Annotated in this window: 22 protein-coding genes and 1 pseudogene; 7 read left to right on the forward strand and 16 right to left on the reverse strand. The window is 52.7% G+C overall.

Annotation, left to right across the window (positions count from 1 at the left end):
* From ACLTX1_RS12045 to aroE, 9 genes and pseudogenes are all read right to left on the reverse strand, one after another.
* Nucleotides 1-193: pseudogene (locus ACLTX1_RS12045) on the reverse strand (GNAT family N-acetyltransferase); the annotation flags it as partial.
* A gap of 7 nt (nt 194-200) precedes the next feature.
* A complete protein-coding gene (locus ACLTX1_RS12050) occupies nt 201-1,340 on the reverse strand; it encodes a bifunctional chorismate mutase/prephenate dehydratase (protein WP_308448508.1) in 1,140 nt (379 codons plus the stop codon).
* A gap of 24 nt (nt 1,341-1,364) precedes the next feature.
* Nucleotides 1,365-2,441 carry a chorismate synthase gene (gene aroC / locus ACLTX1_RS12055; RefSeq protein ID WP_308448507.1) on the reverse strand — a complete coding sequence of 359 codons (1,077 nt, stop codon included), beginning with the start codon at nt 2,439-2,441 and terminating at the stop codon, nt 1,365-1,367.
* Complete coding sequence (gene aroA, locus ACLTX1_RS12060; protein WP_412331028.1) at nt 2,422-3,708, reverse strand: 3-phosphoshikimate 1-carboxyvinyltransferase; 1,287 nt, start codon at nt 3,706-3,708, stop codon at nt 2,422-2,424. The genes aroC and aroA overlap by 20 nt, the downstream gene beginning before the upstream one ends.
* Nucleotides 3,709-3,792: 84 nt before the next feature.
* The gene (aroB, locus tag ACLTX1_RS12065; RefSeq protein WP_308448505.1) at nt 3,793-4,875 is read right to left on the reverse strand and encodes a 3-dehydroquinate synthase; all 1,083 of its coding nucleotides are present in this window, start codon (nt 4,873-4,875) and stop codon (nt 3,793-3,795) included.
* On the reverse strand, nt 4,875-5,702 hold the full coding sequence (locus tag ACLTX1_RS12070) for a prephenate dehydrogenase (RefSeq protein WP_176819992.1): 828 nt from the start codon (nt 5,700-5,702) through the stop codon (nt 4,875-4,877). The genes aroB and ACLTX1_RS12070 overlap by 1 nt, the downstream gene beginning before the upstream one ends.
* A gap of 25 nt (nt 5,703-5,727) precedes the next feature.
* Nucleotides 5,728-6,741 carry a 3-deoxy-7-phosphoheptulonate synthase gene (gene aroF / locus ACLTX1_RS12075; RefSeq protein WP_412331029.1) on the reverse strand — a complete coding sequence of 338 codons (1,014 nt, stop codon included), beginning with the start codon at nt 6,739-6,741 and terminating at the stop codon, nt 5,728-5,730.
* A gap of 348 nt (nt 6,742-7,089) precedes the next feature.
* The gene (locus ACLTX1_RS12080; protein WP_412331030.1) at nt 7,090-7,755 is read right to left on the reverse strand and encodes a shikimate kinase; all 666 of its coding nucleotides are present in this window, start codon (nt 7,753-7,755) and stop codon (nt 7,090-7,092) included.
* Nucleotides 7,756-7,782: 27 nt separating this feature from the next.
* A complete protein-coding gene (gene aroE, locus ACLTX1_RS12085; protein WP_412331031.1) occupies nt 7,783-8,652 on the reverse strand; it encodes a shikimate dehydrogenase in 870 nt (289 codons plus the stop codon).
* A 184-nt stretch (nt 8,653-8,836) separates the two neighbouring features.
* On the opposite strand from aroE, the gene acpP reads away from it, so the two are divergent.
* The 4 genes from acpP to ACLTX1_RS12105 all read left to right on the forward strand — a co-directional run bounded on the left by acpP (nt 8,837) and on the right by ACLTX1_RS12105 (nt 13,312).
* A complete protein-coding gene (gene acpP / locus ACLTX1_RS12090; protein WP_176819988.1) occupies nt 8,837-9,070 on the forward strand; it encodes an acyl carrier protein in 234 nt (77 codons plus the stop codon).
* Nucleotides 9,071-9,445: 375 nt separating this feature from the next.
* On the forward strand, nt 9,446-10,885 hold the full coding sequence (proS, locus tag ACLTX1_RS12095; protein WP_395506873.1) for a proline--tRNA ligase: 1,440 nt from the start codon (nt 9,446-9,448) through the stop codon (nt 10,883-10,885).
* Nucleotides 10,886-11,237: 352 nt separating this feature from the next.
* Nucleotides 11,238-12,356, forward strand: a complete 1,119-nt coding sequence (locus ACLTX1_RS12100; protein WP_395506874.1) for a Gfo/Idh/MocA family protein — start codon at nt 11,238-11,240, stop codon at nt 12,354-12,356.
* 104 nt (nt 12,357-12,460) lie between these two features.
* Nucleotides 12,461-13,312: a sugar phosphate isomerase/epimerase family protein gene (locus ACLTX1_RS12105; protein ID WP_412264289.1), complete on the forward strand. Its 852-nt coding sequence runs from the start codon at nt 12,461-12,463 to the stop codon at nt 13,310-13,312.
* A 226-nt stretch (nt 13,313-13,538) separates the two neighbouring features.
* Here the strand turns inward: ACLTX1_RS12105 and ACLTX1_RS12110 are convergent, their stop codons facing one another.
* The 5 genes from ACLTX1_RS12110 to prmA all read right to left on the reverse strand — a co-directional run bounded on the left by ACLTX1_RS12110 (nt 13,539) and on the right by prmA (nt 18,678).
* Nucleotides 13,539-15,104, reverse strand: a complete 1,566-nt coding sequence (locus ACLTX1_RS12110) for a carboxylesterase/lipase family protein (RefSeq protein ID WP_412264291.1) — start codon at nt 15,102-15,104, stop codon at nt 13,539-13,541.
* Nucleotides 15,105-15,213: 109 nt separating this feature from the next.
* Nucleotides 15,214-15,702 carry an HD domain-containing protein gene (locus tag ACLTX1_RS12115; RefSeq protein ID WP_308450108.1) on the reverse strand — a complete coding sequence of 163 codons (489 nt, stop codon included), beginning with the start codon at nt 15,700-15,702 and terminating at the stop codon, nt 15,214-15,216.
* A 5-nt stretch (nt 15,703-15,707) separates the two neighbouring features.
* The gene (locus tag ACLTX1_RS12120; RefSeq protein WP_395506877.1) at nt 15,708-16,235 is read right to left on the reverse strand and encodes a GNAT family N-acetyltransferase; all 528 of its coding nucleotides are present in this window, start codon (nt 16,233-16,235) and stop codon (nt 15,708-15,710) included.
* Nucleotides 16,236-16,249: 14 nt separating this feature from the next.
* Nucleotides 16,250-17,494, reverse strand: a complete 1,245-nt coding sequence (locus ACLTX1_RS12125) for an aminopeptidase P N-terminal domain-containing protein (RefSeq protein ID WP_412331032.1) — start codon at nt 17,492-17,494, stop codon at nt 16,250-16,252.
* Between the two features lie 248 nt (nt 17,495-17,742).
* The gene (gene prmA / locus ACLTX1_RS12130) at nt 17,743-18,678 is read right to left on the reverse strand and encodes a 50S ribosomal protein L11 methyltransferase (protein ID WP_412264296.1); all 936 of its coding nucleotides are present in this window, start codon (nt 18,676-18,678) and stop codon (nt 17,743-17,745) included.
* Between the two features lie 116 nt (nt 18,679-18,794).
* Between prmA and ACLTX1_RS12135 the strand changes: the two genes are divergently transcribed.
* Entirely contained in the window at nt 18,795-20,318 is a 1,524-nt protein-coding gene (locus ACLTX1_RS12135) for an oligosaccharide flippase family protein (protein ID WP_412331033.1), read from the forward strand.
* 67 nt (nt 20,319-20,385) lie between these two features.
* Here the strand turns inward: ACLTX1_RS12135 and ACLTX1_RS12140 are convergent, their stop codons facing one another.
* On the reverse strand, nt 20,386-21,354 hold the full coding sequence (locus tag ACLTX1_RS12140; protein ID WP_412331034.1) for a sugar phosphate isomerase/epimerase family protein: 969 nt from the start codon (nt 21,352-21,354) through the stop codon (nt 20,386-20,388).
* A 267-nt stretch (nt 21,355-21,621) separates the two neighbouring features.
* Here ACLTX1_RS12140 and ACLTX1_RS12145 point away from each other — a divergent pair, with 267 nt between their 5' ends.
* Entirely contained in the window at nt 21,622-22,896 is a 1,275-nt protein-coding gene (locus tag ACLTX1_RS12145) for an MFS transporter (protein ID WP_412331035.1), read from the forward strand.
* A 276-nt stretch (nt 22,897-23,172) separates the two neighbouring features.
* Here ACLTX1_RS12145 and ACLTX1_RS12150 read toward each other — a convergent pair whose 3' ends face one another.
* Nucleotides 23,173-24,219 (reverse strand): alpha-L-fucosidase, encoded by a 1,047-nt coding sequence (locus ACLTX1_RS12150; RefSeq protein ID WP_176820891.1) that lies wholly within the window; start codon nt 24,217-24,219, stop codon nt 23,173-23,175.
* A 1,079-nt stretch (nt 24,220-25,298) separates the two neighbouring features.
* On the opposite strand from ACLTX1_RS12150, the gene ACLTX1_RS12155 reads away from it, so the two are divergent.
* Complete coding sequence (locus tag ACLTX1_RS12155) at nt 25,299-25,667, forward strand: nuclear transport factor 2 family protein (RefSeq protein WP_147513982.1); 369 nt, start codon at nt 25,299-25,301, stop codon at nt 25,665-25,667.
* Nucleotides 25,668-26,201 lie beyond the last annotated feature (534 nt).

A 26,201-nucleotide genomic window follows, 5' to 3' on the forward strand; every position in this document is an offset into this window, starting at 1 on the left:
TCATATAATAGACGTAGCCCTCGCTTTCCATCTGGCGGTGGATGGCCGGGACGGACTGGAATTTTTCGATCATGTAATCTGTGGACGCAACGCCGTTGATGCAGTCGTAGGTCTCGTGCCAGATGGGTGCGGCGATCTCGGCTATTTTTTCAATCTGTTCTTCTTCCGTGACTTTGATAAAGGTAACTGCCATTTTTAACTCAGCTTTCTTTGTAGTTTCCGAGGAACGAGAAGCGGGGCATCTCGTCGGAGAGGGCGCAGATGAGCGCAAGTGTCTGCACGTCGTGAACATTCCCGGTGAAATCGAGGTAGAAGTCATACTCGAAATTGCGCTCCGGGATGGGGCGGGATTCGATTTTTGTGAGGTTCAGGCCGAGCAGAGCGAAACGCTCCAGCGTATGGCACAGCGAGCCCGGGGTGTGCGGCAGAGAGAAGCACAGGCTGATCTTTTCCGCGTCTTCGGGCAAAACGGCTTCACGCGAAATGACGATGAAGCGCGTGCAGTTGTTATCGGTATTCTGAATATCGGCGGCGATGACTTCAAGGCCGTATTCCTCCGCCGCCTGCGCGGAGCAGACTGCGCCGACGCCCTCGAGACGGGTTTCGGCGATGAATTTTGCGGCAGCCGCCGTGTTGGAATAGGCTTCGGTTTCGATGTCGTGTGCCGCGAGATACGCACTGCACTGCACGAGGGCCTCATGCTTCGAGAGCACCTTTTTGACCGCACCCGTCCCCTTTGCGCGGCACAGGCAGTGGCGCACGGGAATATCCGCCGCACCGACGATGAACATGCGGTGCTTCATGATGAGGTCATAGACCTCAGAGACACTGCCGGCATCGGAATTTTCGACCGGCACCACGCCGTAATCGCCCGCGCCGTTATGGACAGCTTCAAAAACATCGCGGAAGCCGGGTAAAAAGATCGGCTTCTGCCCCGGAAACAGGCGCAGGGCGGCGCTGTGGGAAAACGCGCCCGCCGCGCCCTGACAAATGACACGCGGGTCGGCTTTTAATGTCTTTGGGGAATTTTGCTCGAGGTCGCGCAATACCCCGCCGCTTTTCAGCATATTGTGCTGGCGGGCGCGACTGATGCTCATGATGGCGCTGTAAAGCGCGACGGCGCTGTCGCCGTACTCACCGGCTTCTTTTTTAACGCGGTCTAAAATGACCTGCTCGCGGGCGGCATTTAAGACGGGAATGCCCGCCTTGCGCTTGATCTCCGCGACGCGCTCCGCGCACTGCATGCGTTCCGTAAAAAGCTTTAAAAGCTCTTTATCAATGCGGTCTATATCGTTGCGAACCGGCAAAAGCAGTTCATCAAAGGACTTATTTTCACTCATTTTGCTCGCTCCTTTCTATTCTCTTTAACGCAGCAAGTCCATCAGCGCCAAGGCTGCCGCAGCTTCCGCCACAGGGATGGCGCGCGGGACGATACACGGGTCGTGGCGGCCGTGGATGGTTAAATCGGCGTTTGTTTTCGTGGTGAGATCGACCGTGTGCTGTTCACGGCCGATGGACGGCGTGGGCTTGACGGCGATGCGGAATAGAATCGGCATGCCCGTTGTGATGCCGCCCAAAATGCCGCCCGCGTTGTTCGTTTTCGTGCGGACGAGACCATTTTCGTCGTAGTAAAACGCGTCGTTATTTTCGCTGCCACGCATACAAGCAACATCAAAGCCCGCGCCGAACTCCACGCCTTTGACGGCGGGGATGCCGTATAAAATCGATGCAAAGACGTTTTCGATGCCGCCGAACATAGGACTGCCGATGCCTGCCGGGACACCGACTGCGGCGCACTCGATGATGCCGCCGATGCTGTCTGCGTCCAATCGCGCGGCTTCGATCTCGGCGCGCATTTTTTCTTCGGCCTTGGGGGAATTGACCGCAAAAAAGCGGGTATTTAAGGCATTTAAGTCGTCTTTTGAGACGTTTACGGGATCGAACGGGGTATCTTTTGCGCTGCCGACCGCATAAGCGTGCGCACCGATCGTGATGCCGCGGCGCTCTAATATCTGGCGGCAGACGGCGCCTGCGAACACGAGGCACGCGGTGAGACGACCCGAAAAATGCCCGCCGCCGCGAATGTCATTTGCGCCGTCGTAGCGGACAGACGCGGTGTAATCGGCATGGCCGGGACGCGGGTGAATTTTTAAATCGGAATAATCCTTCGAACGCGTATTGGTGTTCGCGATGATAGCCGCGAGCGGCGCGCCTGTTGTGACGCCGTTGAAGAGGCCCGAGAGCACCTGCGGCTCATCGGCCTCAAGGCGCGTGGTGGCGGTCTTGTCCTTGCCCGGCGCACGGCGCGCCATCTGCACGCGAATTTTTTCCATGTCTATTTTTTCATTCGGCGGGAGATTATCGAGCACTACGCCGATTGCTTCCGTATGGCTGCCGCCGAAAATGGACAGCTTGATGTTTTCACCCCAGGTCGATGCCATCGGCGATCCCTCCTAAATGTTTATGATCCCGGAAAAATCCGGGGTAGGATTTTTTGATGCTTTCCGCGTCCGTGACGGTGACTGTGCACGCACAACCGGCGGCAGCGAGCGCCATGACGACGCGGTGGTCGTTCATGCCCTCGGCTTTGCCACCCGTAAGCGCGGGCTTGCCGTGAATGATAAGGCCATCCGGCACGGCTTTAATGTCTGCACCGAGGTTTTTGAGCGCCGCTTCCATGGCAAGCAGACGGTCACACTCCTTTAAGTGCAATCGCTCCGCGTGGGAAATGACGGTCTCGCCCTCCGCGAACGCGGCCGTGACGGCGAGCGCAGGCACCATATCGGGAATTTGCGCGGCGTCAATCGCGATGCCGTGCAGTCCGCGGTAGGGCTTATCTATATTTTTGTTTTCGGCAACATAAACGCCGTTTTCTTCGGTGACAGAAAGCCCGAACTGCCGCCAGAGATGGACGCAGGCTTTATCGCCTTGCAGAGAGGTTTCGGAAAGGCCGAGCAGGCGGATAGGGCCGCCGGAGACAGCGGCTTCCGAGAGAAAAAACGCGGCCTGCGACCAATCACCCTCGACGGTATAGTGCTCTGCGCGGTACGTCTGCCCGCCGGAGATGTGCCAGCCGGTCTCGGTCTCCTCAATTTTAACACCGAAGCCCGCAAGCACCTCTATCGTCAAATCGATATAGCCTTTGGATTCGAGCGGGGTGGTCAGCGTAACGGTGGAATCCTTTTTGAGCAGCGGCAAAGCGAATAATAAACCGGTTATAAACTGCGAGCTGATGTTGCCCGGCACGCGGAAATCGCCGCTTTGAAGCTTGCCCGTGATGTGAAACGGCAGACCGCCGGCAGTCTCGACCGTTACGCCGTGCTGCGGCAGAAGGTCTGTGTAAACGCCGATAGGGCGCTCGGGAAGTCTGCCGTGACCGACAAATGTCGCTTCGATGCCGAGGGCGGCGAAAACGGGGACGAGAAAGCGCAGCGTGGAACCGGATTCACCGCAATCGACCGTGACGCTTTGGGGCGCCGTGCCCGGCGCGATGCACAGCACGCCGTTTTCTTCCGCTTTCACCGTGCCGCCCATGGCGCACACGCCGTTTAATGTAGCTTCCATATCCGCGCTGTGGTCAATGGGCCCGACACGGCACGGCGTTTTGCACAGCGCCGCCGAAAGCAATGCGCGGTGCGCGGCACTTTTGCTTGGGGGAATGCGCACTTCGCCCTTAACGTGGGCGGGGCGGTAGGTCACCTCTGCCATAGTATCACCTTGTTTCTACATAAATTTATCTCTCTATATTTGACATAAGGCAGCACGATGAGAATGATGCTGCCTTCCTAAAAATCAATTCAATTTTCTGCGGCGGTTCTGCTCGGCGGCAAGCTTATAGCGCAGTACGAGGTAGTTTCTGTCCACCGGGTGAATAACGCTTTCGCCGATCTGCTTTAAGAGGATCAGGTTGAGCGTTTTTCCAAAGCTTTTTTTATCGAGCGCGGTTGCTTCCACAACTTTGGCGAAATCAAACGCGGACTCGGTGGGCATGCCATAGCTTTCCAGCACGCGGCGGATACGCGCAGCGGTGCCTTTTTCCGTGATGCCGAGACTTTCACCCACTTCGCCCGCCATGACCATACCGATGCCGACGGCAAGGCCGTGCGAAAGCGACGAGAAGCCCGTAAGCTTTTCGAGCGCGTGGCCGAATGTGTGGCCGAAGTTTAAAATCATACGCCGGCCTTTGTCGTTCGTGTCTTCCTCGACAAAATGCTTTTTGCACAGCACGCAGCGGCAGATGGTTTCCTCCAAATGGTCGATGACTTGTCCCTGCTCCAATTTATCGAACAGCGCGGCGTCTGCGATGCAGCCGTATTTGATGACCTCGCCCATGCCGTCCGTGAAATAGGCATCGGGCAGCGTGGAGAGCGTTTGGGGATCGGCGAGGACGAGGCGCGGCTGATGGAACGCGCCGACGAGGTTTTTACCGAACGGCAAATCGACACCCGTTTTGCCGCCGACACTGGCATCTACCTGCGCCAAAAGGGACGTGGGCACCTGCACGAAATCCATGCCGCGCAGGAACGTTGCCGCCGCGAAGCCACCCATATCGCCCGCTACGCCGCCGCCGAGCGTGACAATGATGTCGCTGCGCGTGAAATCGTTTTCCGCAAGCGCTTCGTAAATCTGCATGACGGTGGAAAGCTGTTTTTGCGGCTCGCCGGCTTCAAAGACGAACTCCGCCGTGTGGATACCCGCTTTTTCAAGCGAAGCTTTTAGACGCTCGCCGTATATCGGGAAGACGTTTGTCTCGCTGACAATCATGGCGCGGCTGCCGGGGCGGACGAGCGGGGCAATTTTTTCGCCCGCGCGGTCCAAAACGCCGTCTTCTACAATAACTTCATACGGTTTATCTGTTTTAATCTCGATCACCATTATCCGAATTTCTCCTTTTTTTCACGTGCGGAGGAAAGCAGCGCCACGAGCTCTGCCCGATCGTTTTTCGCCACCGCAGCGCGTATACGTTCTATATTGCGCACGAGTTCTTCCGTCTCGTCCGCTAATTCCTCACGGTTTGCAAGGAAAAGGTCTGCCCACAGCTCCGCATTGATGCGCGCCACGCGCGAAACGTCGCGGTAGCTGCCGGCGGAAAAGCCGCTGTGCTCATCGCAGCGCGGGCTCATGACATAAGCGCACGCCAAAACGTGCGGAATCTGGGACGTATAGGCGATCATACGGTCGTGCTTTTGCTGCGTGCAGTATTTGATGGTGCCAAAGCCCATGCTTTTTGCGAGCGACACGAGGGTATCTGTGGCGCTTTGCGGAGCTTCGCCGGGCACGAGAATATAGGAAGCGTTATAAAAGAGGCTTGCCTCGCTGGCGTCGAACCCGCTGCGCTCCTTGCCCGCCATGGGGTGGCCGCCGACGTAAACGAACGGGTAGTTTTTGGCGATCTCCGTTAATTTGCCGCAGACCTGATTTTTGATGCCGCACACATCCGTGACAATGCAGCCTTCTTTAAAATGCGGTGCGTTTTCCTCGACGAAGCGCACGACATCTGCGGGATACAGACAGACGTACACGACGTCCGCGTTTTCGAGCAAAGACGTGCTGCCGACGGAATCGATGGCGCCGAGGGAAAGTGCGTCGAGCAGGGTGTTTTCGTCACGGTCAAAGCCGATGACGGTGTGCTCTGTATTTTCTTTGAGGGCCTTTGCGAGCGAACCGCCGATGAGACCCAGACCAATGATTGCGATTTGCATATCGTTCTCCCTTTCGGGTAAATTTTTACAGGCTCTTCACCGTTTCGGTGACCTTCTGCACTTTCTTTGCGAGCACGTCGAACTGATCCGGCGTGAGGGACTGTGCGCCGTCGCACAGGGCACGGCTGGGGTCATTATGCACCTCGATGATGAGGCCGTCTGCGCCGACGGCTGCCGCTGCCATGGCAAGCGGCTCGACAAGCCAGTTGATGCCGCTGGCATGGCTGGGGTCTACGATGACGGGCAGGTGGGAAAGGCGCTTTAAGATCGGCACGGCGGAAATATCGAGCGTATTGCGGGTGAATGTCTCATACGTGCGGATGCCGCGCTCGCACAGGATGACCTGCTCGTTGCCGCCCGCCATGATATACTCGGCGCTCATGAGAAGTTCTTCGATGGTGTTGGCAAGGCCGCGCTTTAAAAGAATCGGCTTATGCACGTGACCCAGCTCCTTTAAAAGCTCGAAGTTCTGCATGTTTCTTGCGCCGACCTGAATGACATCGACGTCCTCAAAGAGGTCGAGGTGGTCGATGCTCATAATCTCGGTGACGATGGGCAGGCCGGTTCTTTCCTTGGCTTTTTTGAGGAGCTCGAGGCCCTCTGCCTTAAGGCCCTGGAACGCATACGGCGAGGTGCGGGGCTTGAATGCGCCGCCGCGCAGGAACGTAGCGCCTGCGGCCTTGACGCGCTCTGCGACACAGCAGATCTGCGCTTCGCTTTCGACGGAGCACGGACCCGCGATGAGCGCAAGGGAACCGTCGCCGATCACCTGACCGGTAGGAAGCTTGATGACCGTATCTTCCGGATGGAACTTACGGTTTGCTTTTTTATACGGCTCCTGCACGCGCTTAACGCTTTCTACAATATCCTGTGCGGCGATGTACTCGCTGTCTACCGCAGCGGTATCGCCGATAAGGCCGAGCACGGTGGAATGTGTGCCGACCCATGTGTTAACACTGACGTCATAACGGTCGGTGAGATTCGAAATGAAATTTTTGACCTGTTCTTCACTGCGGTTGGCTTTGAGTACGATGATCATGTTTTTTCCCTTACCTTTCTTTTATAGGAGCCGTGCCCCGCTGCCCCTCTCGGCACAAAAAAAGCGAAGCCCATTGGCTCCGCTTGGTTTTATACTGCTCAGAATACTTCAAATTCCTCCGCGCAGAAATTTTCCGCGCGTTTTCAAGCGTTGCCCGGTATATTCACATACGACGAAAAGCACACGGTATAAAATCGTGCGCTAAAATACTTTGTAAATCGTCTTGTGAATAAAACGGACTGCATAGTTTGAACCATCCTATATGTGACTCTTGCTTTGCGATTTGCAGGTTTGCTTTATCTATCCTGCATCGCCGTGTTAAAATCATACCGCCGCGCGGGCACTTTGTCAAGAGTTTTCTTGCGGTGTTCCGGGAGAAGTTCCTTTTTTGCGTCTTCTTCTGCGGAAGCGCTTCTTTTGGGGCCGCTCCTTTTCGGAGGTATTTCCCGGCTTTTTGCGCTTCGCTTTTTCAATGGGCTCGCCGCGCAGGGCGCAAATGCGCTCTACAACGACAACCGTGGGCGCGCCGGCGTCGACGACGACGTCCGCGCTTGCGAGGTATTTCGGGCGGCGCTCGTTTAAAAGGCGCTCAATCACCGCGCGGCGGTCCGGCGTCTGCAGAAGCGGGCGGCGTTTATCGTTTTTGAGGCGCTCCTGCAAGGCGGCCAGCGGTACGTCGAGATAATAGATGGTACCGCCGCCTTGATGGAAGCCCTCTACGTTCTGCGGCTGCATCAGCGTGCCGCCGCCCGTGGCGATGACGAAACGATTACTTTGCGCAAGCTCCTTTACGGTCTCGGTCTCGAGCGCGCGAAAATGCAGTTCGCCGTATTCTGCGAAAATCTCCTTGACCGTCATGCCGGTCTTCTTTTCTATGTACAAGTCCATATCGACAAACTGCATATCGAGCGCGGCGGCCAAGCGACGGCCGACCGTGGTCTTGCCGCTGCCCATGAAGCCGCTTAAAACGATATTGCCCGATTTTATGATTTCACCTTTTACTTTTTTGTCCATTTCCCGTTCCCCGTTTCTTTCGGTTCGTTATGCGCGGAAAAGCCGTGCCGTTTCCGCTTCCGCATCGCAGATGAGCTGTTCGATATCGCTGTCCTTAAACGATGCGCCGTACCAGAGCTCGTGCGCGGCGACCGCCTGACAGACGAGCATGCCCATACCGCCGACAGTTTTGAGTCCGCAGCTTGCGGCAAGCTTTAAAAATTTCGTTTTGCCGGGGTTATAGACGGCGTCGAACGCGGCTTTGCAGCGGGAGAGCACGTCTTCCCCGACAGCACTGACACCGGTTTTGGGGTACATACCGAGGCTTGTGGTGTTGAGTACGAGATCGTAGTGCCCGGTTTCCTTGGCGAGCTCGTCATAAGACAGCACGCGGAACACGCCGGTTTTGCTGCGCGTGCGGCAGAGCTCCGCGAGTTCATCGCTGAGCACCTGTGCTTTTTCGAGCGAGCTTTCGCGGCAGACGATATCAAGATGCGGTGCATCGGCCGTGAGCACAGCTTCAAATGCGATGGCACGCGCCGCGCCGCCGCGGCCGAGCAGAAGGAGCTCGCCGTTAAAATCGAGCCCATAGCGCGCAAGGGCCTTTTTGCAGCCGACACCGTCCGTTGTGTAGCCGGTCATTTTGCCGTCTTCGACACGCACGGTGTTGACGGATCCGAAAAGCTTCGCTTTTTCGTCGATACCGTCGAGCAGGGGAATGATGTCGCTTTTGTGGGGGATGGTGATATTGAAGCCGTCGAGCGTGCGCAATGCGGGCAGCGCCTGTGTAAGGGACGGTACATCCAGCACGGAATATTCCGGCTTATGGCCTGTGAGGGAAAAGAGGCGATCATGGATAAACGGCGACATCGTGTGCCCAATGGGGTGCCCGATGACGGCAAAACGGCGAAGCTGCATTTTAAGGCTCTCCTTTAAAAACAGAAAAATTTAGCACGGAATGCGGAATTGCTATTGACAAATAAGCCGTGCATCCATACAATGTATGTGAAGTACACCCCGATTGTATCATGCCTGCGGCGTTTTGTCCATACGGCAGACGGTGCAGTACTTGACAAATACTACACGATAGGAGGAAAATTAAATGGTTCTGGAGAAAGTTATCGATATTATTGCTGAGGAGCTCAGCGTAGATCCCTCCGAGATCACCGAGGATTCCAACCTGGTTGAGGATCTGGACGCAGATTCCCTTGCTGTTGTTGATCTTGTCATGTCCATCGAAGATGCTTTCAACGTAGAAATTCCGGATACGGAAGTTGAAAACCTCAAGACGGTTGGCGAAATCGTTCAGTTCATCGAAGAACATCAGGGTCAGTAAATTTTACGCCTTGTGCAAAACGATATGAAAACACCGGGAGCGGCTTTCTGGCTGTTCCCGGTGTTTTTTTTCGCTGATTTAATTTGTTCCGATGGACAGCTGTTTTGTTGGTACTCTGTTTCTGCAAATTAGTTTAAACTAACTTTTAATTATTTATGTATAAGTATCTTTGGTACAAATTGCACCGAATAGTACAAGGAAAGAAGAAACGAACCTTCTTTTCTGTTTTTTTAAATAAAATCTTAGGCGGCCCGCACAAAGATGGCTACCGCTCTTGCTTTTCAGAAAAATTCCCTGTATAATAAGAAAAGATATGCCCGCTTTGGGCCCGGCGGCACAGCGTTTGCCGCACGAATCGTGAAAGGACTGAATTTCTTGGCGAATCAGAAGAAGATGGTCAACGACATCACTTCCATGGACGTTGACTTTTCCAAATGGTACACCGATATTGTTAAAAAAGCCGAGCTGATGGATTACTCCAGCGTAAAAGGCTGCATGATCATCGAGCCGTACGGCTACGCGATCTGGGAAAACATTCAGCATGAACTGGACGATCGCTTTAAGGCGACGGGTCACCAGAACGTTTACATGCCGCTGTTCATCCCGGAATCCCTCCTGCAGAAGGAAAAAGACCATGTAAAGGGCTTTGCGCCTGAAGTGGCTTGGGTAACGGAAGGCGGCAACGAGAAGCTGAGTGAGCGCCTGTGCGTACGCCCGACGAGTGAGATTCTCTTCTGCGAGCATTACCAGAAGATCATCAACTCTTACCGCGACCTGCCGAAGCTCTACAACCAGTGGTGCTCCGTTGTGCGCTGGGAGAAAACGACGCGTCCGTTCCTGCGCTCCTCCGAGTTCCTGTGGCAGGAAGGCCACACCATGCACGAAACCGCAGAAGAGGCCATGGAAGAGACCATGCGCATGCTGCACACCTACGAGGAGTTCTACAAGAACGTGCTCGCCATTCCGGCTGTGACCGGCCAGAAGACCGAGAAAGAAAAGTTTGCGGGCGCTGTGGCGACCTACACCATTGAGCCGATGATGCACAACGGCGTTGCTTTGCAGGGCGGCACGAGCCACTACTTCGGCGACGGCTGGGCAAAGAACTTCGGCATTACGTTCACGGGACGCGACAATACCCTGCAGCACCCGCACCAGACCTCCTGGGGCGTTTCCACCCGCATGATCGGCGCCATCATCATGGTACACGGCGACGACAACGGTCTTGTACTGCCGCCGAAGGTCGCGCCGATCCAGCTGGCAATCATCCCGATTGCACAGCATAAGCCCGGCGTGCTCGACAAGGCAAACGCGCTGTATGAATCCCTGAAGACGAAGTTCCGCGTGAAGCTGGACGACACCGACAACTCCCCCGGCTGGAAGTTCAGCCAGTATGAGATGCAGGGTGTGCCGCTGCGTTTGGAGATCGGTCCGAAGGATATTGAGCAGAACCAGTGCGTGCTCGTCCGCCGCGACACGAGAGAGAAGATTTTCGTTTCGCTCGATAACCTTGAGGGCGAGATTGAAAAGGCACTGCAGGCTGTGCATGACGGTCTTTACGAGCGTGCGCTGAAGAACCTTGAAGAGAAGACCTTCACGGCGACGACGTATGAGGAGTTCCTCGACATTGCGGAAAACAAGCCCGGCTTCATCAAGGCCATGTGGTGCGGCGACAGCGCGTGCGAGGACAAGCTGAAGGACGCGACCGGTGGCGTGAAGTCCCGTTGCATTCCGTTTAAGGAAGAGCACCTCTCTGATGTTTGCGTTTGCTGCGGCAAGCCGGCAAAGCACATGGTCTACTGGGGCAGACAGTACTGATTTTTCTGCTTTGCGTAGCGCTATATCAAATCGGCATACGTGTTTTACACGGTTTTAACTGTGTTTTTATAAGCAGAATGTTGTAAGAATACTTTAGGGCACACCGTATTTTTTGCGGTGTGCCTCTTTTTTTGCTCTTTTTTATGAAATGCACGGCTGATTTTTGGACGCGCAGGCAACAAAGCAAAAGTTTTTATGCAAATGATACAAGCAAAATAGAAAAAGCTTGTGCAAATCCGCTTTTTTCACAAAAAGGGCTTTACATTTGCTTTGGAATGGTCTAAAATACAAGCAGAAATAAATCGTTAGGAGTCCGTATGGACTTCGGCGTAAATTTAGGAGGAGAATTCCAATGGCAAATGTAAGAGTTGGCTTTATCGGCTGCGGCGGTATTGCAAACGGCAAGCACTTCCCGGGCATGGCCCAGCAGGAAGGCGTAGATATGTGCGCATTCTGCGACCTCATTCTTGAGAGAGCAGAAAAGGCCGCTAAAGAGTACGGCACCCCGGACGCTAAGGTTTACACCGATTATCATGAGCTTCTGGCAGACCCGACGATCGACGCTGTTCACGTTCTGACCCCGAACGTTGCACACTGCGAGATCACCGTTGCTGCTCTTGAGGCTGGCAAGCACGTTCTGTGCGAGAAGCCGATGGCTGCTACCCCGGCTGACGCTAAGAAGATGCTTGAAGCAAGAGACAGAACCGGCAAGATGCTGACGATCGGCTATCAGTATCGTCACTTCCCGGAGAACCAGGTTGCTAAGAAGGTTGTCGATTCCGGCGCTCTTGGCGATGTTTACTATGCAGAGGCTACATACCTCCGCCGCCGTGGCGTTCCGACCTGGGGCGTGTTCACGGATAAGGCAAAGCAGGGCGGCGGTCCGCTGATCGACATCGGTACGCATGCTCTTGACCTCACGCTGTTCCTCATGAACAACTACGATGTTGACTATGTTTGCGGCACTTCCTTCGAGAAGCTCGGCCACACGCTCGATGCTAAGCATCAGGGTCAGGTCAACTACCGCGGTGAGTTCGATACCTGGAACAACGAGACCTACGACGTTGAAGACTCCGCTGTTGGCTTCATCAAGATGAAGAACGGCGCTACGATTGTTCTGCGCGCTGCTTGGGCTATCAACATGGCTGAAGACTACGCTGCAAACGGCGAAGCTTACACGATGCTGGCTGGTACCGAGGGCGGCCTCGATACGAAGGAAGGCCGTGTCCGTCTGAACCATGTTGTTGCTGAGTACCCGACCATTTCTTGGGTTGGCAACAAGGTCAGAGGTTTCATCCCGGGCTTCTCTCAGGGTCCGGCACCGAAGTCCAAGGAAGCTGAGATCTGGGTCAAGGCTCTGAAGGGCGAAGGCGAGCTGTTTGTTACGGCTGATCAGGCTTATGTCGTCACGAGAATCCTCGATGCGATCTATGAGTCCAACAGAACCGGCAAGCCTGTTTACTTCGACTAATTTTAATCAGTACATTTTGTGTGCGGCGGCATTTCGTGTCGCCGCACATTTTTTAAGGCGGAGTTTCCGCAAACGTTATAATTTTCAGAAAGGTGGTTTTCCCCATGGAAAATATCAATGTTCAGGTTTATTCCCTGATTTCCGAGCCGATTAGCCCGATTGAGAAGCTGAAGACCATTGCAAAGCTTGGTTTTGCAGGCGCAGAGTTCACTGCAGACTTCACGGAAGTGCCGGTTGAAGAAATGAAGAAGGTTCTCGCAGAGAACAATTTGAAGGTCGATTCCGCTCACGTCGGTCTGGATCAGATTGAAGGCGTTCTCCCCTACTTCGCGGAGCTGGGCGCAAAGCTCGTCATCTGCCCGGCGACAAATTTCTGCAACAAGGCAGAAGCTGAAGAAGTTGCAGCAGATCTCAACCGCCTCGGCAACATTGCGAAGCAGTACGGCATCAAGATCGGCTACCACAACCACACCGACGAGTTCTATGTGGACGAGGGCAAGTATCTTTATGACTGGCTCATCGATGCATGTGACCCGGAAGTTACGGCTTTCCAGCTTGACTGCGGCTGGTGCAGCGCAGCAGGCGTAAACCCGGTAGACTTCATCAACAGCCACGCAGGCCGCATTGCAAGCATCCACATTAAGGAAAACAGCGGCGTTATCGGCGCAAACAAGCCGCAGTCCCGCCACGACACCACCCCGCGCTTCAAGTTTGAGAAAGACGCTGACGGCAAGCCGATCTTCCCGCCGGAGTTCCTCAAGATGAAGGAAGAGCACGACAAGCTGAACGTGCCGCAGGGCCAGGGCATTGTGGACTGGAAGGCTGTTAAGGCAGCTGCCGACGCACAGTGCGACAACGTCATTTACGTTGTTGAGCGTGAAGCCAGCTACAACGATCCGCAGGATCGCGTAGCTTGCCTTGCTGAAGACATTGCATGGCTGAAGGCTAACCTGTAATTTAACTGAACGCAAAATGAGCCGAGCACAGAAGTTGTGTTCGGCTTTTTTGCTGCGCAAAAAAAGAAGCTTGCGGGGAACATAGCGTAGCGACACTAAAAATTTCGCCCGCCTTTTCAAAAGCAGAGGGGACTTGGGGCAGTGCCCCAAGTCCCCTCAAGTTTTCTCGAAGAAAATTTAAATCAAAGCCTTTATTCGTTCGCTTTCACAAGCAAATGCGAAGCGCTTAGTGCTGGATCTGCTGCTCTTCCTCGTCATCGTTATGGCTCCACGGCGAGGGGGCCAATTTTTTATGCAGCGCAACAAGCTCGTGGTCGTAGTTATGTCTGACTTCACACTTTTTGTCGAAAATCATGGTCGCTTCGTCGTCTGCGGTGCAAGCCGGCCACTCCGGCAGGTCTTCGCTGGACGGTTTGCCGTCACGCGCGAAGTTGAGCCACGCGTCGCACATCTGCTTTTCGAGCAAGTCGGTCACGCCGGGCTCGTTATACGCGGCGACGAGGCTCGTGTTATGGAACACAAACGGGATCTCGCTGCAATGCCACGCGATATGCCCACCGTCATACGGGAAGGTGTAGGTCATCATATACGAATATGTGCCGCTTTCCGGGTGCTGTGCTTTTTTCAAGATGAAATCAGTAGACGGCGCACGGAAGATGGAATCCATGAACAGCACGTCGCTGACGTCCTTATCCGGGTAAACCTCGGCGAACATCTCCTTGAGCTTTTTGCCCTCTGCGCCGTAGCGTTTTTCGATCATAGAATCGATGAGTGCAGCATCGGCCTTTTCCTCTTCGCTTAATGCCGGCATGAACGAGAACTCGCCGAGCACGGTGCCAACCATGACCGGGATAGTCTTTGCGTGCTCCGTGAAACCGACCTCGAGCGGATCGCCGAGGTACCAATCGTTTGCGAGCGGGTTGCCGCCGACGTATGCGCCTGTTTTTGCGACCTCCGGCGCGACCTTGTTGTACGCTGCCGCGAGCTGTGCGTACGGGATGGTCTCCAGTGCTTTGACATCATCGAGCTTCAATTCTGCCAGAAGCGCCGTGACGATGGCTTTGCCGTTCTGCTCCGTGGAATTGCCGGAGACGAAGTGATCGATGCATCCGCTCTGCACGACGCCCTTATGGAACAGGCCGTCCGCCGCAGGGGTCTGCATCAGCGTCCAGACCTTCATGCCGCCGCCGGACTGGCCGAACAGCGTGACGTTTTCCGGGTCGCCGCCGAAGTTTGCGATATTTTCGTGAATCCACTGCAAAGCTGCGACCATATCGGCGTTGCCGGCGTTGCCGGAATTCTTATATTCCTCGCCGAACGGGGAAAGGTCGAGATAGCCGAGGATATTGAGACGGTGGTTGAGTGAAATGACGACGACATCGCCGTATTTGCTCATGTTTTCGCCCTCGTAGGCGATGTGCTCAATGGAGGAGCCCGCCGCGAATCCGCCGCCGTGCAGCCAAACGAGCACGGGCTTTTTGGCGTTCGGGTCAAGATGCTGCGTCCAGATATTGAGGTACTGGCAGTTCTCATCGAGCGGCCAATAGCGGTGCGGCACCATCAGCTCATTGCTGGGCTGATCCTGCTGCAGCATGGGGCACACGTAGCCGTAAGCCAGCGCGTTTTTGATGCCCTCCCACGGCTCTACCGGGGTCGGCTGGTGGAAACGCTTTGCATCGGCGTATTTTACGCCGTGGAACACATATGTGCCGTCAAGCTGAAAACCGCGCAGCTTACCGGCTTTGGTCTCGACGACCGGGTCTGTTTTGGTGCACATGAAATTTCTTGCCATATATCACAACTCCTTAAAAATTTGACAAGTAAAAAATAACCTTGCAATGTTAATTGTAAGGTTATTTCTCATAAATGTCAATATTCTAATTTTTGATTTTATGTGCAATTTACAAGAATAGGTCTTTTAAAAGCTGCTTGCCGGTCTTTGTGCGGAAGATGTTCTCGTACACCTTTTCGGCGGCTTCATGGGTCATGCCGCTCTCGAAAATGTTTACGAGGAAATCGGCTTCAACCAAAATCTGATAATCGATGCCGTTGATGTTCGTATACGTGTGGTGGTGGCCGATGAGATAGCAGATGCGCTCTGTCTGCCCATGGGTATAACCGCACGCGGGCAGCATTTCGAGTGCGATGGGCGGGCCTTCCACCTCCTGGTGAGAGCCGTTGCAGTTGCCGTATTTTTCAAAGCACACACGGATGCCGATGTCGTGCGTAATGGCGGCGGCTTCCAAAATTTCTTTTGTCGCATCGTCCACGTCTTCGCCCTCCGCGATGGTCTTTGCGAACGCGAACACCTTCAAAAAGTGGTTGACGCGCTCGACACAGCCGCCCTCGTACTCTGTCATTTTCAAAACGAGCTTGCTAAAATTTGTCATGTTTTTCACTTCTTTCTTTCAAAATCGTCTGCGCAGGGCACCCAGTACCGGCGCGTGAGGATGCCTTCTTCCAGCACTTTGTTTTCGAGTACGCCGCCGGCGCTTTCAATCGTTTTCGCCGATCCGGTGTTTGTATCATTGCAGGTGATGAGTACCTTTTTGATGCCGATTGAACGCGCAATGGGCAGCGCGAGCGCAAGCTGGATTTTGGCATACCCGTGGCGGCGCTCACTCGGCACAATGCCGTAGCCGATGTGACCGCCGAACAGCCTGAGGTAGTCGTTCAGCTCGTGGCGGATGTCCACGGCGCCGAAGAGTTTTGTTTCGTTGTCATCGGTGAGAAAATAAAGCGTTTCATTCACAAAGCCCTCGGGGACACGAGTGCGCTTTTGGATGCTTTCACGCCGCCATTCCTCAAACGGCAGATTTTTCGGATTTGCGGACGCGATGGGTACGATGCGCTCCGCGCCCCAGTCTTTAAGATATGCCGCATACTGCGTCGCTGTAATTTGTTCCGGCAAAATCAGTTTCATTGAAATTTCTCCCGTTATCTTGCCATGACGGCCTCGATGTCTTCGATGGTGCGCGGCACGGACGCAGAGAGGTTCTCTGCGCCGGTCGGCGTGACAAGGCAGTTATCCTCCACGCGGAAGCCGATGCCGAGATCTTCGGCGTAAATGCCGATATCAACGCAGAAGACCATGTTCGGCGCGATAGGCTTACCGAGTGCATCGACAACATCGTGCACGTCGTAACCGACATGGTGCGCACCGCCGTGCCACATGTATTTGCCAATCTCATCGTAAGAGGACAGCAGACCGATCTTTTTCAGCTGCTCACAGCAATAGCGGCGGGCGGTCTTATCCACATCGTCCATGAGCATACCGGGCTTGATGATGGAGAACATGTAGTTCGACGTATTGAGGGCACACTCATACAGCATGCGCTGCTCTTTCGAGTATTTGCCGTTGCACGGCCAGCCACGGGAGACATCGTTACACTCGCCGTCCCACTGCGCGCCAACGTCATTCAAGATCATATCGCCGTCCTTGGCTTGTCCCATGTAGCTGTCGTAATGGATGCAAAAGTTGTTTTCGCCGGCGGAAATGATGGAGTGGAACGCGGGCTCAAGCACACCGGCGCTGGTGAGGGCGTAGTCGAACTCGGCTTTATACTCGTACTCATACATGCCGGGGTGCGAAGCGCGCATCATGCGCAGAATGCCTTCGTGCGTAACGGTCATAGCACGACGCATGGCGTCAATCTCGCACGGAGCCTTCAGGGTACGCAGGCGCTTTAAGATGGGCAGGATATTTTCAACCGTGAGGAACGGGTAGCCGGTCTTAATGGTCTGCGCGAAGCGGTGGGCTTCATCTAAGCCCTCGTCCGGCGTATGGCGGTAGAGGTCGAGGTAGACGCGCTGCACGTTGCCGCTGTTCAAAACACGGTGGATATCGTTTTCAAAGTTCTCAACGAAACGGATATCCGTGATACCGGACTGCGCCATAACTTCATCGGCTTTCGGTCTGCGGCCCGTCCAGCGCTCTTTCATGAGATCCGGCGGGAGGATATAGATGGATTCCTGCACATTGCCGCCGATTTTTGTGGCGACCAACACGAGCCCCGCGAATTTAATGCCCGTTAAATACAGGAAATTGCGGTTTGTGAAGAATGTATAGTACGCATCGGCGCTCTGGCGCGGTGCGCTGCCGGAAAAGAACACGGCTGCGCTGCCGTCTTTCATTTCGGCGTACAGGCGCTGACGGTTTGCCTTGTGGAATTCTGCTGTCATGATAATCCCTCCGAATCTTCTTTGCTTTTATCTATTTCTAAAGGCTTGCTGAGCAAGCCTTTTAAGAAACCCCTTGATAGGGTTTCTTACGTCAAATCGTCCACCGGACGATTTGACTATCTTCCTGATCTTTGGGTAAGCAAAAGGATTTCGTCGTCTGCGGACGACGAATCAGGGCTCTACCCTGATAACCCGCAAGTTTTCTGGAAAAAACTTGACCAAAGACTTTGTTTGTCGCTTCGCTATGTTTACTTTAGCTTTGCTGCAAGTGCAACCCAGCCTTTTTCCTCTTTGCGGTCGATGATCTCGAATTTATCCGCGAGGCACGCCAAAACATCGTCTTCTCTGGTATCAATGATGCCGCTCATGATATAGACGGTATCGAGCTTCATAAAGCGTGGAGCATCTTTTGTGAGCAGAATCACGACGTCTGCGACGATATTCGCGACAACGACATCGAATGTGCCGGTAACCTTATCTGCCAGATTGCCGCAGATGCCGGTGAACTTATCGCCGACGTGGTTGATCTCTGCGTTTGCGACGGCGGTCTTGACGGCGAGAGCATCAATATCGACGCCAACGGCGCTGCCTGCGCCGAGCAGCAGACCGGCGACGGACAAAATACCGCTGCCGCAGCCCATATCAAGCATGGTATCGCCCGGCTTTACATACTTTTCGAGCAGCTCCATGCAAAGGCGGGTCGTTTCATGCGTGCCGGTACCGAACGCGAGACCCGGCTCCAGATGCAGCACGACGCGGTCACCTGCTTCGTACTCGTCCTCCCACATGGGGCGCACAAGCAAGCGGTTGCCGACGGGGATGGGCTTAAAATACTTTTTCCAGTTGTTGATCCAATCCTCCTCCGCACAGTTGGCGGCGGTGATGGTGTTCTCAATGCCGACGGCTTCAAAACGCTCTTTGAGGAAAGAAATGGCTTCCGCCGGGTTTTCCTCCGGGCTGATATACACATGGATGATGCTTTTGGTTCGGTCTTTTTTAAGAAGGTCTTCGTCAATGAGGTCGATATGCGCGATTTCCATCGCTTCCTCTTCTAAATGCGAATAGTCTTCAATATAAATGCCGTAGGGCACGACCATCTGCGCAATGTCGCCCGCGCGGTCCGTATCCGCCGCGGGAATAGTGACCTGTAATTCGGTCCAGTCTGCGTTTACCTGATCTGTCATACTTTTTAACTCCTGTTCTCTTTTTATAAAATGCAGAAAATTATCTATACATTTCTCATATAAGCTGATTATACAACGCGCCCGGAAAACTTGCAATAGGAGGCCCTGCGACAATCATGACAAAACGCAAATTTCTGCTGCAAGGCATCGCTTTAACGGCATTTTCACTGTTTTTCCGCATTACGAATATCGGCTACCGTGCGTATTTATCGGGCAAAATCGGTGCGGAGGGCATGGGGCTTTACCAGCTCATCTTCTCCGTGTTCCTGCTCGCCATCACGCTTTCCACTTCCGGCATCAGCTTGGCCGTGACGCGCATGGTGACGGCAGCCATTGCGGCGAACCACCGCTGCACGGTGCGCAGCGTGGTGACGCAGTGCTTTTTGTTCTGCCTGACGGTGAGCTGTACCATTGCGGTTTTGCTGCTGTGCTTTTCGGATTTTGCCGCCGCGCATATTTTGGGCAACGCCGGCGCGGCGCCGTCTCTGCGCATTTTGGCGCTTGGGCTGCCGTTTATGTCGCAGTGCACGTGCATGAAGGGATATTTTTTAGCAGTGGACGAATCGCTTTCCACCTCATGGAGTGACGCGGTGGAACAGGTGCTGACGATTTTCTCCGCCGTTGTGCTGTTCTGGTATTTTGCGCCGCAGAGCATAGAAGCCGCGTGCTTTGCGGCGATGATTGCTTCAACATTCGGAGAAGCCGTTTCGTTTTTGGCGGGGTTCCTCATTTACCGCCGCAGCTTAAAGCGCAACACGCCGAAAGAAAAAGAGCAGGCGACGGGCGTTCTGCACGGGATGTTCCACATTGCGGTGCCGTGCACGCTTTCGAGCGCGGCGCGCAGCTTGCTTTCAACGGCGGAAAATCTGCTCATCCCGCGCGAGCTCGGGCGGTACGGGCTCAGTCGTGCGGCTTCCATGTCCGCCTACGGTTTATTGCAGGGCATGGCAATGCCGATGCTGTACTTTCCGTCTTCGTTTTTGACGTCGTTCGCGTCTTTGCTCATCCCGAAAACGGCGCGGGAATTTGAGCTTTCGCACCGCAGGGCCGTGCGGCACATCACGCAGCGCGCGGTGCACGCAGCCCTGCAGTTCGGCATTTTCTGCGCGGGGATCTTCTTCGTTTTCGGCAGTGACTGGGGCGAGGCGTTTTATAAAAGCCGGGAAGCCGGGGCATACCTCAAAATTTTGGCGCCGCTCGTACCGCTTTTGTATCTGGATGTCGTGGTGGACAGTCTTTTAAAGGGGCTTGACGAGCAGCTGAACTCCATGAAATACAACTTTTCGGATTCGTTTCTTCGTGTGCTTTTGATTTTGCTTTTCATGCGGTTTGCCGGTATGCGGGCGTACATTGCAATTTTGTTTTTCTCGTCCATCTTCAACGCGATGCTGAGTGTACGAAGATTATTAAAAGTCGCCGATGTACATATCGGGCTATTGAAAAGTGTAGTGATACCGACGTTTTTCGCACTGCTTGCCGCGAATACAACACAGTTTTTATTGAAAAGCATTTCGCTTTCGGGTATTCCCCTTGTTTTGCTGCAAACGGCGGTTTGTGCAGGGTTTTATGCCGCTTTGCTGTTTCCGTTTTTAAAGCTGTGCGCGTATCATACGGACAAAAAGCAAACCGTTAAAACATAAAAGCGGCGCTCCGACAGGTTGCCCTGCCGAAGCGCCGTGGTTTTATTTACGTGTTGTCAGAAAGAAATCAGATCCAACGGGTCTCGGTCATCTTCGGCTCGAAGATGATAGCGGACTTCAGGGTCTCAACAGCCTTCATAAGGCCCTCGTTCTGGCTCATGAGGCTATCCTCATGCTCGATGCTGATGGCATAGTCATAGCCGACAAGGCGCAGAGCGCTGATGATGTCCTTCCAATAGAGCAGATCGTTGCCGTAGCCGACGCTGCGGAAGATCCAGGAGCGGTGTGCTTCGTCTGCATAGCTCTTCGTGTCGAGCGCGCCGTTCTTTGCCATGTTGTACTTATCGAGACGGGTATCCTTTGCGTGTACGTGGAAGATTGCGTCGCCGCCGAGCTCGCGGATAACAGCAACCGGATCCATGCCCTGCCAAATGAGGTGGGACGGGTCAAAGTTTGCGCCGATCTCCGGGCCCACAGCCTCACGGAGCTTGAGGAGCGTCTCCGTGTTGTAAACACAGAAGCCCTGGTGCATTTCAAGAGCGATCTTGTTGACGCCGTGCTCTTTTGCGAATGCTACAAAATTCTTCCAGTAATCAATAAGAATCTTCCACTGATACTCGAGGATCTTACCGAAATCGTCCGGCCATGCGCATACAACCCAGTTCGGATACTGAGAGGTCTCGCAATCGCCCGGGCAGCCGGAGAAGCAGTTGATCTGATGCAGGCCGTATTTTTCAGCCATCAGAACTGCGTTGCGCATGTCCTTATCATAAGCCGCAGCCAGCTCCTTATTCGGGTGGATCGGGTTGCCGTGGCAGGAGAATGCGCTGACTTCCATATCATACTTCTTGATGGTATCGCAGAACTCCTGATACTTTGCTTCATCGTGGAGCAGAACTTCCGGATCGCAGTGATCTTTGCCCGGATAGCCGCCGCAGCCGATTTCGACCATCTGGATGCCCATGGACTTGAAATACTTCAGTGCGTCCTCAAGAGGCATGTTGCCTACAACATTGGTAAGTACGCCTAACTTCATGTTAAAACACTCCTTCTAATTGAATAAATCAAAAGAATAACAGATTGAATTGGGGCTTTTTCTGAAAGAGAAAACCCTGTTTGGTTTTATTGTACTATATTTCCTTGGTAAAATCAACATGGATTTGGCTTTTACGCCGCATTTTTTTGGAATGCCTTTCGGCAGATGTATTGAATTTTTGTGGTTTTCCGTCAAATTCACGATAGAATTTCGCCGGGCCTTCCTCTATAATGAAAGTTAGCATTTTATTAAAGGCGGTATAGTTAAATGGAGAAGACCCAAAACTTTAAAAGCACCGTGTTTGCCTGCTACCGCGGGTATATCACGCAGGGCATTGTGAACAATCTCTCTCCCCTGTTTTTCGTGTTGTTCCAAAACAAATTCGGCATTTCGTATTCGCTGATTTCGGCGCTCATCCTGTGCAACTTTGTGACGCAGGTCATCACGGATATGCTTTCCGTTAAATACGTAGACCGCATCGGCTACCGAAAATCAGCGGTCATCGCACACGCGCTGGCGTTTTTAGGCCTTGTGATGCAGGGCACGCTGCCGAACGTACTGCCTGCGCCGTATGTGGGCCTTGTCCTTGCGACGATTGTGAACGGCGTGGGCGGCGGCCTGATTGAAGTTATCATCAGCCCGATTGTCGATTCCTGCCCGGGCGACGCGAAGGCCTCCGCGATGAGCCTTTTACATTCGTTTTACTGCTGGGGACAGGTGGGCGTGGTGCTCATCACGACGCTTTTGCTGCGCTTGATCGGTGAGAATTTGTGGTTTATCCTCCCGATTTTGTGGTCTTTGCTGCCGCTTTATAATTTATTCCGTTTCCTCAAGGTGCCGCTGATGCCCACCGTGCCGGAGGAAGAGAAAACACCGCTCAAAACGCTGTTTACCTCGAAAATTTTCCTCGTGGCACTGCTTTTGATGCTTTGCGCGGGCGCGAGCGAGCTTGCCATGAGCCAGTGGAGCTCGCTGTTTGCGGAGCGTGCGCTCGGCGTGACAAAGGTCATCGGCGACCTTTTAGGGCCGTGCCTGTTTGCGGTGTTTATGGGCATCGGCAGAACAATCTACGGCGTGTGGGGCGAGAAAATCCATTTAACGGGCGCGATGGTATTCTGCGCCGCACTGTGTATTTTGTGCTATCTTGGTACGGCTTTATTTGAAAACCCGTGGCTTTCTCTGCTTTCGTGCGCGCTGTGCGGCTTTTCCGTAAGCCTCATGTGGCCGGGCACGTTCTCGCTGACCTCCGCCGCGTACCCGAAGGGCGGTACGGCGATGTTCGGCATTTTGGCGGTATTGGGCGATGTGGGCTGCTCTGTGGGCCCGGCATTGATGGGCGCAGTGAGCGGCGCGGTTTCCGGCAATGCAAAAATCGCTGCATCTTTCCCGAACCTCACTGCGGACCAACTCGGTTTAAAGAGCGGCATGCTGTTTTCCGCGGTTTTTCCGGCATTTATTTTAATCGGCGTTCTGTTGCTCACACGGTTTCATAAGGCTGCAAATAAAAAGCCAAGCCCCAAAGCGGACTTGAGCGAAGAATAATTTTCAGGCAGCAGGTAGAGAAAAAGTGCAACGCAAATCTCTTGCATTTTGAATTTGCAAGGGATAAATTGTTGCACTTTTGCCAGATTGCTACCAAACAAAATTTGTGAATGCAAACCTCAAAGCAGTTTGCTTCCTGCATGCTTTCTATCCTGCGGCCTGTGTCAGCACACATGCCGTTGTGCTTTGCGACATGAACGGCAGGCAAACGCCGCTCTCACCTGCGCCGACCAGCAGCTCCGTGCCGTTTTCGCAGGTGACCTATACGTAAGATACTCACCGTAACAGTTGGGTTTCCAGCTCGCGAACGCGGCGAAGAATATCGACGGAATAGGACGGAATACGGCCGAGCGCATCGGGACCGACGTTCAAAAGGTAGTTTACACCCATGCCGTTGAGCTTCTGCTTGTTTGCAAGGATCTGCTCGGGTGTTTTCCAGTTGTGGTCGTAGTATTTGAAGCCCCATGTGTCGTTCAGCGTGGCCGCGGTCTCATAGAGGTTATACGGCGAATACTTGAAGCCGAACAGATCGTTCATGGACTGCATGTCCCCTGCGCGTTCTTTCGAGATCTCTGCCGGACGCTCTGCGGGAATCTCGTTATCGCCGAGAGAAACGTAATCATACACGCCGTTGCCGAGGCGAGAGTTTACAAGGCAGTCCGGCTGATACTGCTTCACAAGGTCGTAAAGCTCCTGACTCTGCGCCTTTGTCATCACGCCCGGGGTATCGAACCAGATCAGGCAGATGTCGCCGTATTTTGTCATGATCTCCTTCACCTGCGGCTTGATCTTCTCGTTAAAGCAGATGGAGTAGTCTTTATTGTCTGCACCGGGGAAATCCCAGTTGTTATACCACGCCGTGCCTGCGCAACCGGTGGTTTTGTCGTAGCCGCCGCCGTGCGGGTGGTGCCAGTCAAGCTCCTGCGAATAGTAAAGTCCCAGCTTTAAACCGTGCTTGTAGCAGGCTTCCGCCAACTCTGCGATGAGGTCTCTTCCAAATGGCGTTGCTTTTTTGATGTTGTATGCATCGCAGTCGGAATCAAACAGCGCAAAGCCCTCGTGGTGCTTAGAGGTAACCACAAAGTAGGTCATGCCGCATTCTTTTGCAAGCTTTACCCACTCCTCCGCATTAAAATAAACAGGGTTGAACGCACCCGCAAGCTGTTCCATTTCGCGGTTCGGGATGGCAAAGGCGGACTGGATCCATTCACCGTAATCATAAGGCGTGCGGCGCCCTCTGTACTCACCGGCGAGCATGGAATAGAGTCCGAAGTGGACCATCATGCCGTATTTCGCTTCGCGAAACCATTCGATATTGTTCATGTCTTTTCTGCACGGCTGCCGACGAAAAAAATTGCGCAGCCGTGCTTCCTCCTTTGAGAATTTTTTATGTACCCTATTATAGCATACGGAACCGAATCTGTCTTGCTGTTTCTTTTTTATACAAGCGAAAAAAGCCATGCAGCGTGCTATACTGAAAATGAAGACAAATCAAAGCGGAAAAACCGGAGACATAGTATGGCGGAATATGTAGATATTGTAGATGAGAACGGGATCCCCACAAGCGAAACGGTAGAGCACGAAACGGCGCACGCAAAGGGCTTTCGGCACCGCACCCGCGCTTGACGCAAAAGCACTTGCGAGCCTGCTTGCCAGCAATCCCGAACTACTCAAAAAGGCTTTGGAGTCTGTCCTGCTTGCAATAACACCTGAGTTTATTAGCGAAGCGCAAATTAGCAAACGGACTGAAAACCGAATGAAAATACGTCGATAATGCAGTGCGTATTAGCAAAATGCTAACTGTGGAAATACAGAAAAAGTGATTGGTCTTGACCACAAAATGCCAAACCTGTGATTAGCAATTAGCAAGCAGCCAACCACAACAGAAAATAAAAGCCGAAAAGCCCGATTTTACTAGGCTTTTCCGAAATTATAGTGTTAATCATTTCTTTTTTTGAAATCTGCTAATATTATGCCGTTTTTCCATTCGTTTTAGCAAGGTATTAGCAAACGCAAAGATTTTTGGGGAACATCATTAAGTTAATAGGATACTCGTTACGAGTGCTAATTCACAGTTGAATTTTTTGTTCTTTTTATATTAGTATAAATAAAATTTAACTTAAATAAGTCATAGAGATATCTGTATTCAGTTTTCAAAATACACAAAATACAAATGAAAGGCTTCCATTTTCGTGGTTCGGAATTAACTCCTTCACTTGTTTGAACCGGGAGGGCGTTTTTGGGGGTGTTTTTTCAAAATTTCTTGAAAAAATTTTTTGTAAACAAAAAGCCGCCTATTTCCCTCGTAATCGAGGTCAATAGACGGCGGGTAGAAATATTCATAATTTTGGTGTATAATAGGAAATTAAGAGAAAGATAAATTTGAATTTGTGGAGGATAATATGAAAGTAGATGTCATTAAGAAATATTTTCAGTCTTGGTTAGATAACGATGTTGAGATTGTAAAACAGACTTTTTCTGAAAACGCTTTGTATAGTGAATGCTATGGACCCGAATATCATGGCTTATCACAAATTGTAACATGGTTTGAAAATTGGAATAATAAGGGACAAGTATTGGAATGGACAATCAAACGAATATTCGAGCAAAACCAAACGTTAATTGTTGAATGGTACTTCAGATGTAATTATGATGGTAAGATAGATGGCTTTGATGGTGTTACAATAGCAGATTTTGATAAGGATATGAAAATATTAAAATTATGTGAATTTCAGTCGAAGGCAGAACACTACTATCCATATGAATCATGATCTAAATTCCAGTTTGTCGAACTTACTCTAAATTAGCAAAGACCGCTTACAAAAGTGTAGGCGGTCTTTTTTCGTGTTTAGATATATTTGATTTTGAGCTTTCTTTTCTTGGCTGAAAGCACCTTGCAAAGAATATCATCTACTGCGTCCGTGTATCTGCCTTGTGCTATCAGGCTGTTCTTCAAACGGATAAGTGATTGCAACACTCTCCTGTATTCTTCATCGGAGCAGAGAGGGTATTTTCATTAGCAAAATTGCGAAAACCCTGCCGATTTTTATTAGCAAGCAGTCCACCTGAAAGGCGGACGACATTAGTCCCAATTTCCATTAGCTGACGGAGGATTTGCTAATGAGGTTTTCTGCATTTTTCAGTTTCATTGTCTTTGAACTAAAATAAAAAAAGCCGAAAAGCCCGATTTTACTAGGCTTTTCGGCTGTGCTTTTGGCACCCCCTGCGAGAATCGAACTCACAACTAACCCTTAGGAGTATGGCTTACCATGTGATACACGGTTCGGATGTAACTTCCAATATCA

It is taken from the genome of Hominenteromicrobium sp. (genome assembly GCF_046974225.1).
In the GTDB taxonomy this organism is placed as follows: Bacteria; Bacillota; Clostridia; order Oscillospirales; family Acutalibacteraceae; genus Hominenteromicrobium; species Hominenteromicrobium mulieris.

What these genes read in the sequence shown, in the direction of transcription:
- aroF (WP_412331029.1), bottom strand. Translation starts at nt 6,741, where the DNA reads ATGATCATCGTACTCAAAGCCAACCGCAGTGAAGAACAGGTCAAAAAT.
- aroA (WP_412331028.1), bottom strand. Translation starts at nt 3,708, where the DNA reads ATGGCAGAGGTGACCTACCGCCCCGCCCACGTTAAGGGCGAAGTGCGC.
- ACLTX1_RS12150 (WP_176820891.1), bottom strand. Translation starts at nt 24,219, where the DNA reads ATGAACAATATCGAATGGTTTCGCGAAGCGAAATACGGCATGATGGTC.
- ACLTX1_RS12140 (WP_412331034.1), bottom strand. Translation starts at nt 21,354, where the DNA reads ATGAAGTTAGGCGTACTTACCAATGTTGTAGGCAACATGCCTCTTGAG.
- ACLTX1_RS12110 (WP_412264291.1), bottom strand. Translation starts at nt 15,104, where the DNA reads ATGGCAAGAAATTTCATGTGCACCAAAACAGACCCGGTCGTCGAGACC.
- ACLTX1_RS12145 (WP_412331035.1), top strand. Translation starts at nt 21,622, where the DNA reads ATGGAGAAGACCCAAAACTTTAAAAGCACCGTGTTTGCCTGCTACCGC.
- ACLTX1_RS12080 (WP_412331030.1), bottom strand. Translation starts at nt 7,755, where the DNA reads ATGGACAAAAAAGTAAAAGGTGAAATCATAAAATCGGGCAATATCGTT.
- ACLTX1_RS12120 (WP_395506877.1), bottom strand. Translation starts at nt 16,235, where the DNA reads ATGAAACTGATTTTGCCGGAACAAATTACAGCGACGCAGTATGCGGCA.
- prmA (WP_412264296.1), bottom strand. Translation starts at nt 18,678, where the DNA reads ATGACAGATCAGGTAAACGCAGACTGGACCGAATTACAGGTCACTATT.
- ACLTX1_RS12125 (WP_412331032.1), bottom strand. Translation starts at nt 17,494, where the DNA reads ATGACAGCAGAATTCCACAAGGCAAACCGTCAGCGCCTGTACGCCGAA.
- acpP (WP_176819988.1), top strand. Translation starts at nt 8,837, where the DNA reads ATGGTTCTGGAGAAAGTTATCGATATTATTGCTGAGGAGCTCAGCGTA.
- ACLTX1_RS12115 (WP_308450108.1), bottom strand. Translation starts at nt 15,702, where the DNA reads ATGACAAATTTTAGCAAGCTCGTTTTGAAAATGACAGAGTACGAGGGC.
- ACLTX1_RS12100 (WP_395506874.1), top strand. Translation starts at nt 11,238, where the DNA reads ATGGCAAATGTAAGAGTTGGCTTTATCGGCTGCGGCGGTATTGCAAAC.
- aroB (WP_308448505.1), bottom strand. Translation starts at nt 4,875, where the DNA reads ATGGTGATCGAGATTAAAACAGATAAACCGTATGAAGTTATTGTAGAA.
- ACLTX1_RS12105 (WP_412264289.1), top strand. Translation starts at nt 12,461, where the DNA reads ATGGAAAATATCAATGTTCAGGTTTATTCCCTGATTTCCGAGCCGATT.
- aroC (WP_308448507.1), bottom strand. Translation starts at nt 2,441, where the DNA reads ATGGCATCGACCTGGGGTGAAAACATCAAGCTGTCCATTTTCGGCGGC.
- ACLTX1_RS12070 (WP_176819992.1), bottom strand. Translation starts at nt 5,702, where the DNA reads ATGCAAATCGCAATCATTGGTCTGGGTCTCATCGGCGGTTCGCTCGCA.
- ACLTX1_RS12135 (WP_412331033.1), top strand. Translation starts at nt 18,795, where the DNA reads ATGACAAAACGCAAATTTCTGCTGCAAGGCATCGCTTTAACGGCATTT.
- aroE (WP_412331031.1), bottom strand. Translation starts at nt 8,652, where the DNA reads ATGCAGCTTCGCCGTTTTGCCGTCATCGGGCACCCCATTGGGCACACG.
- ACLTX1_RS12155 (WP_147513982.1), top strand. Translation starts at nt 25,299, where the DNA reads ATGAAAGTAGATGTCATTAAGAAATATTTTCAGTCTTGGTTAGATAAC.
- ACLTX1_RS12050 (WP_308448508.1), bottom strand. Translation starts at nt 1,340, where the DNA reads ATGAGTGAAAATAAGTCCTTTGATGAACTGCTTTTGCCGGTTCGCAAC.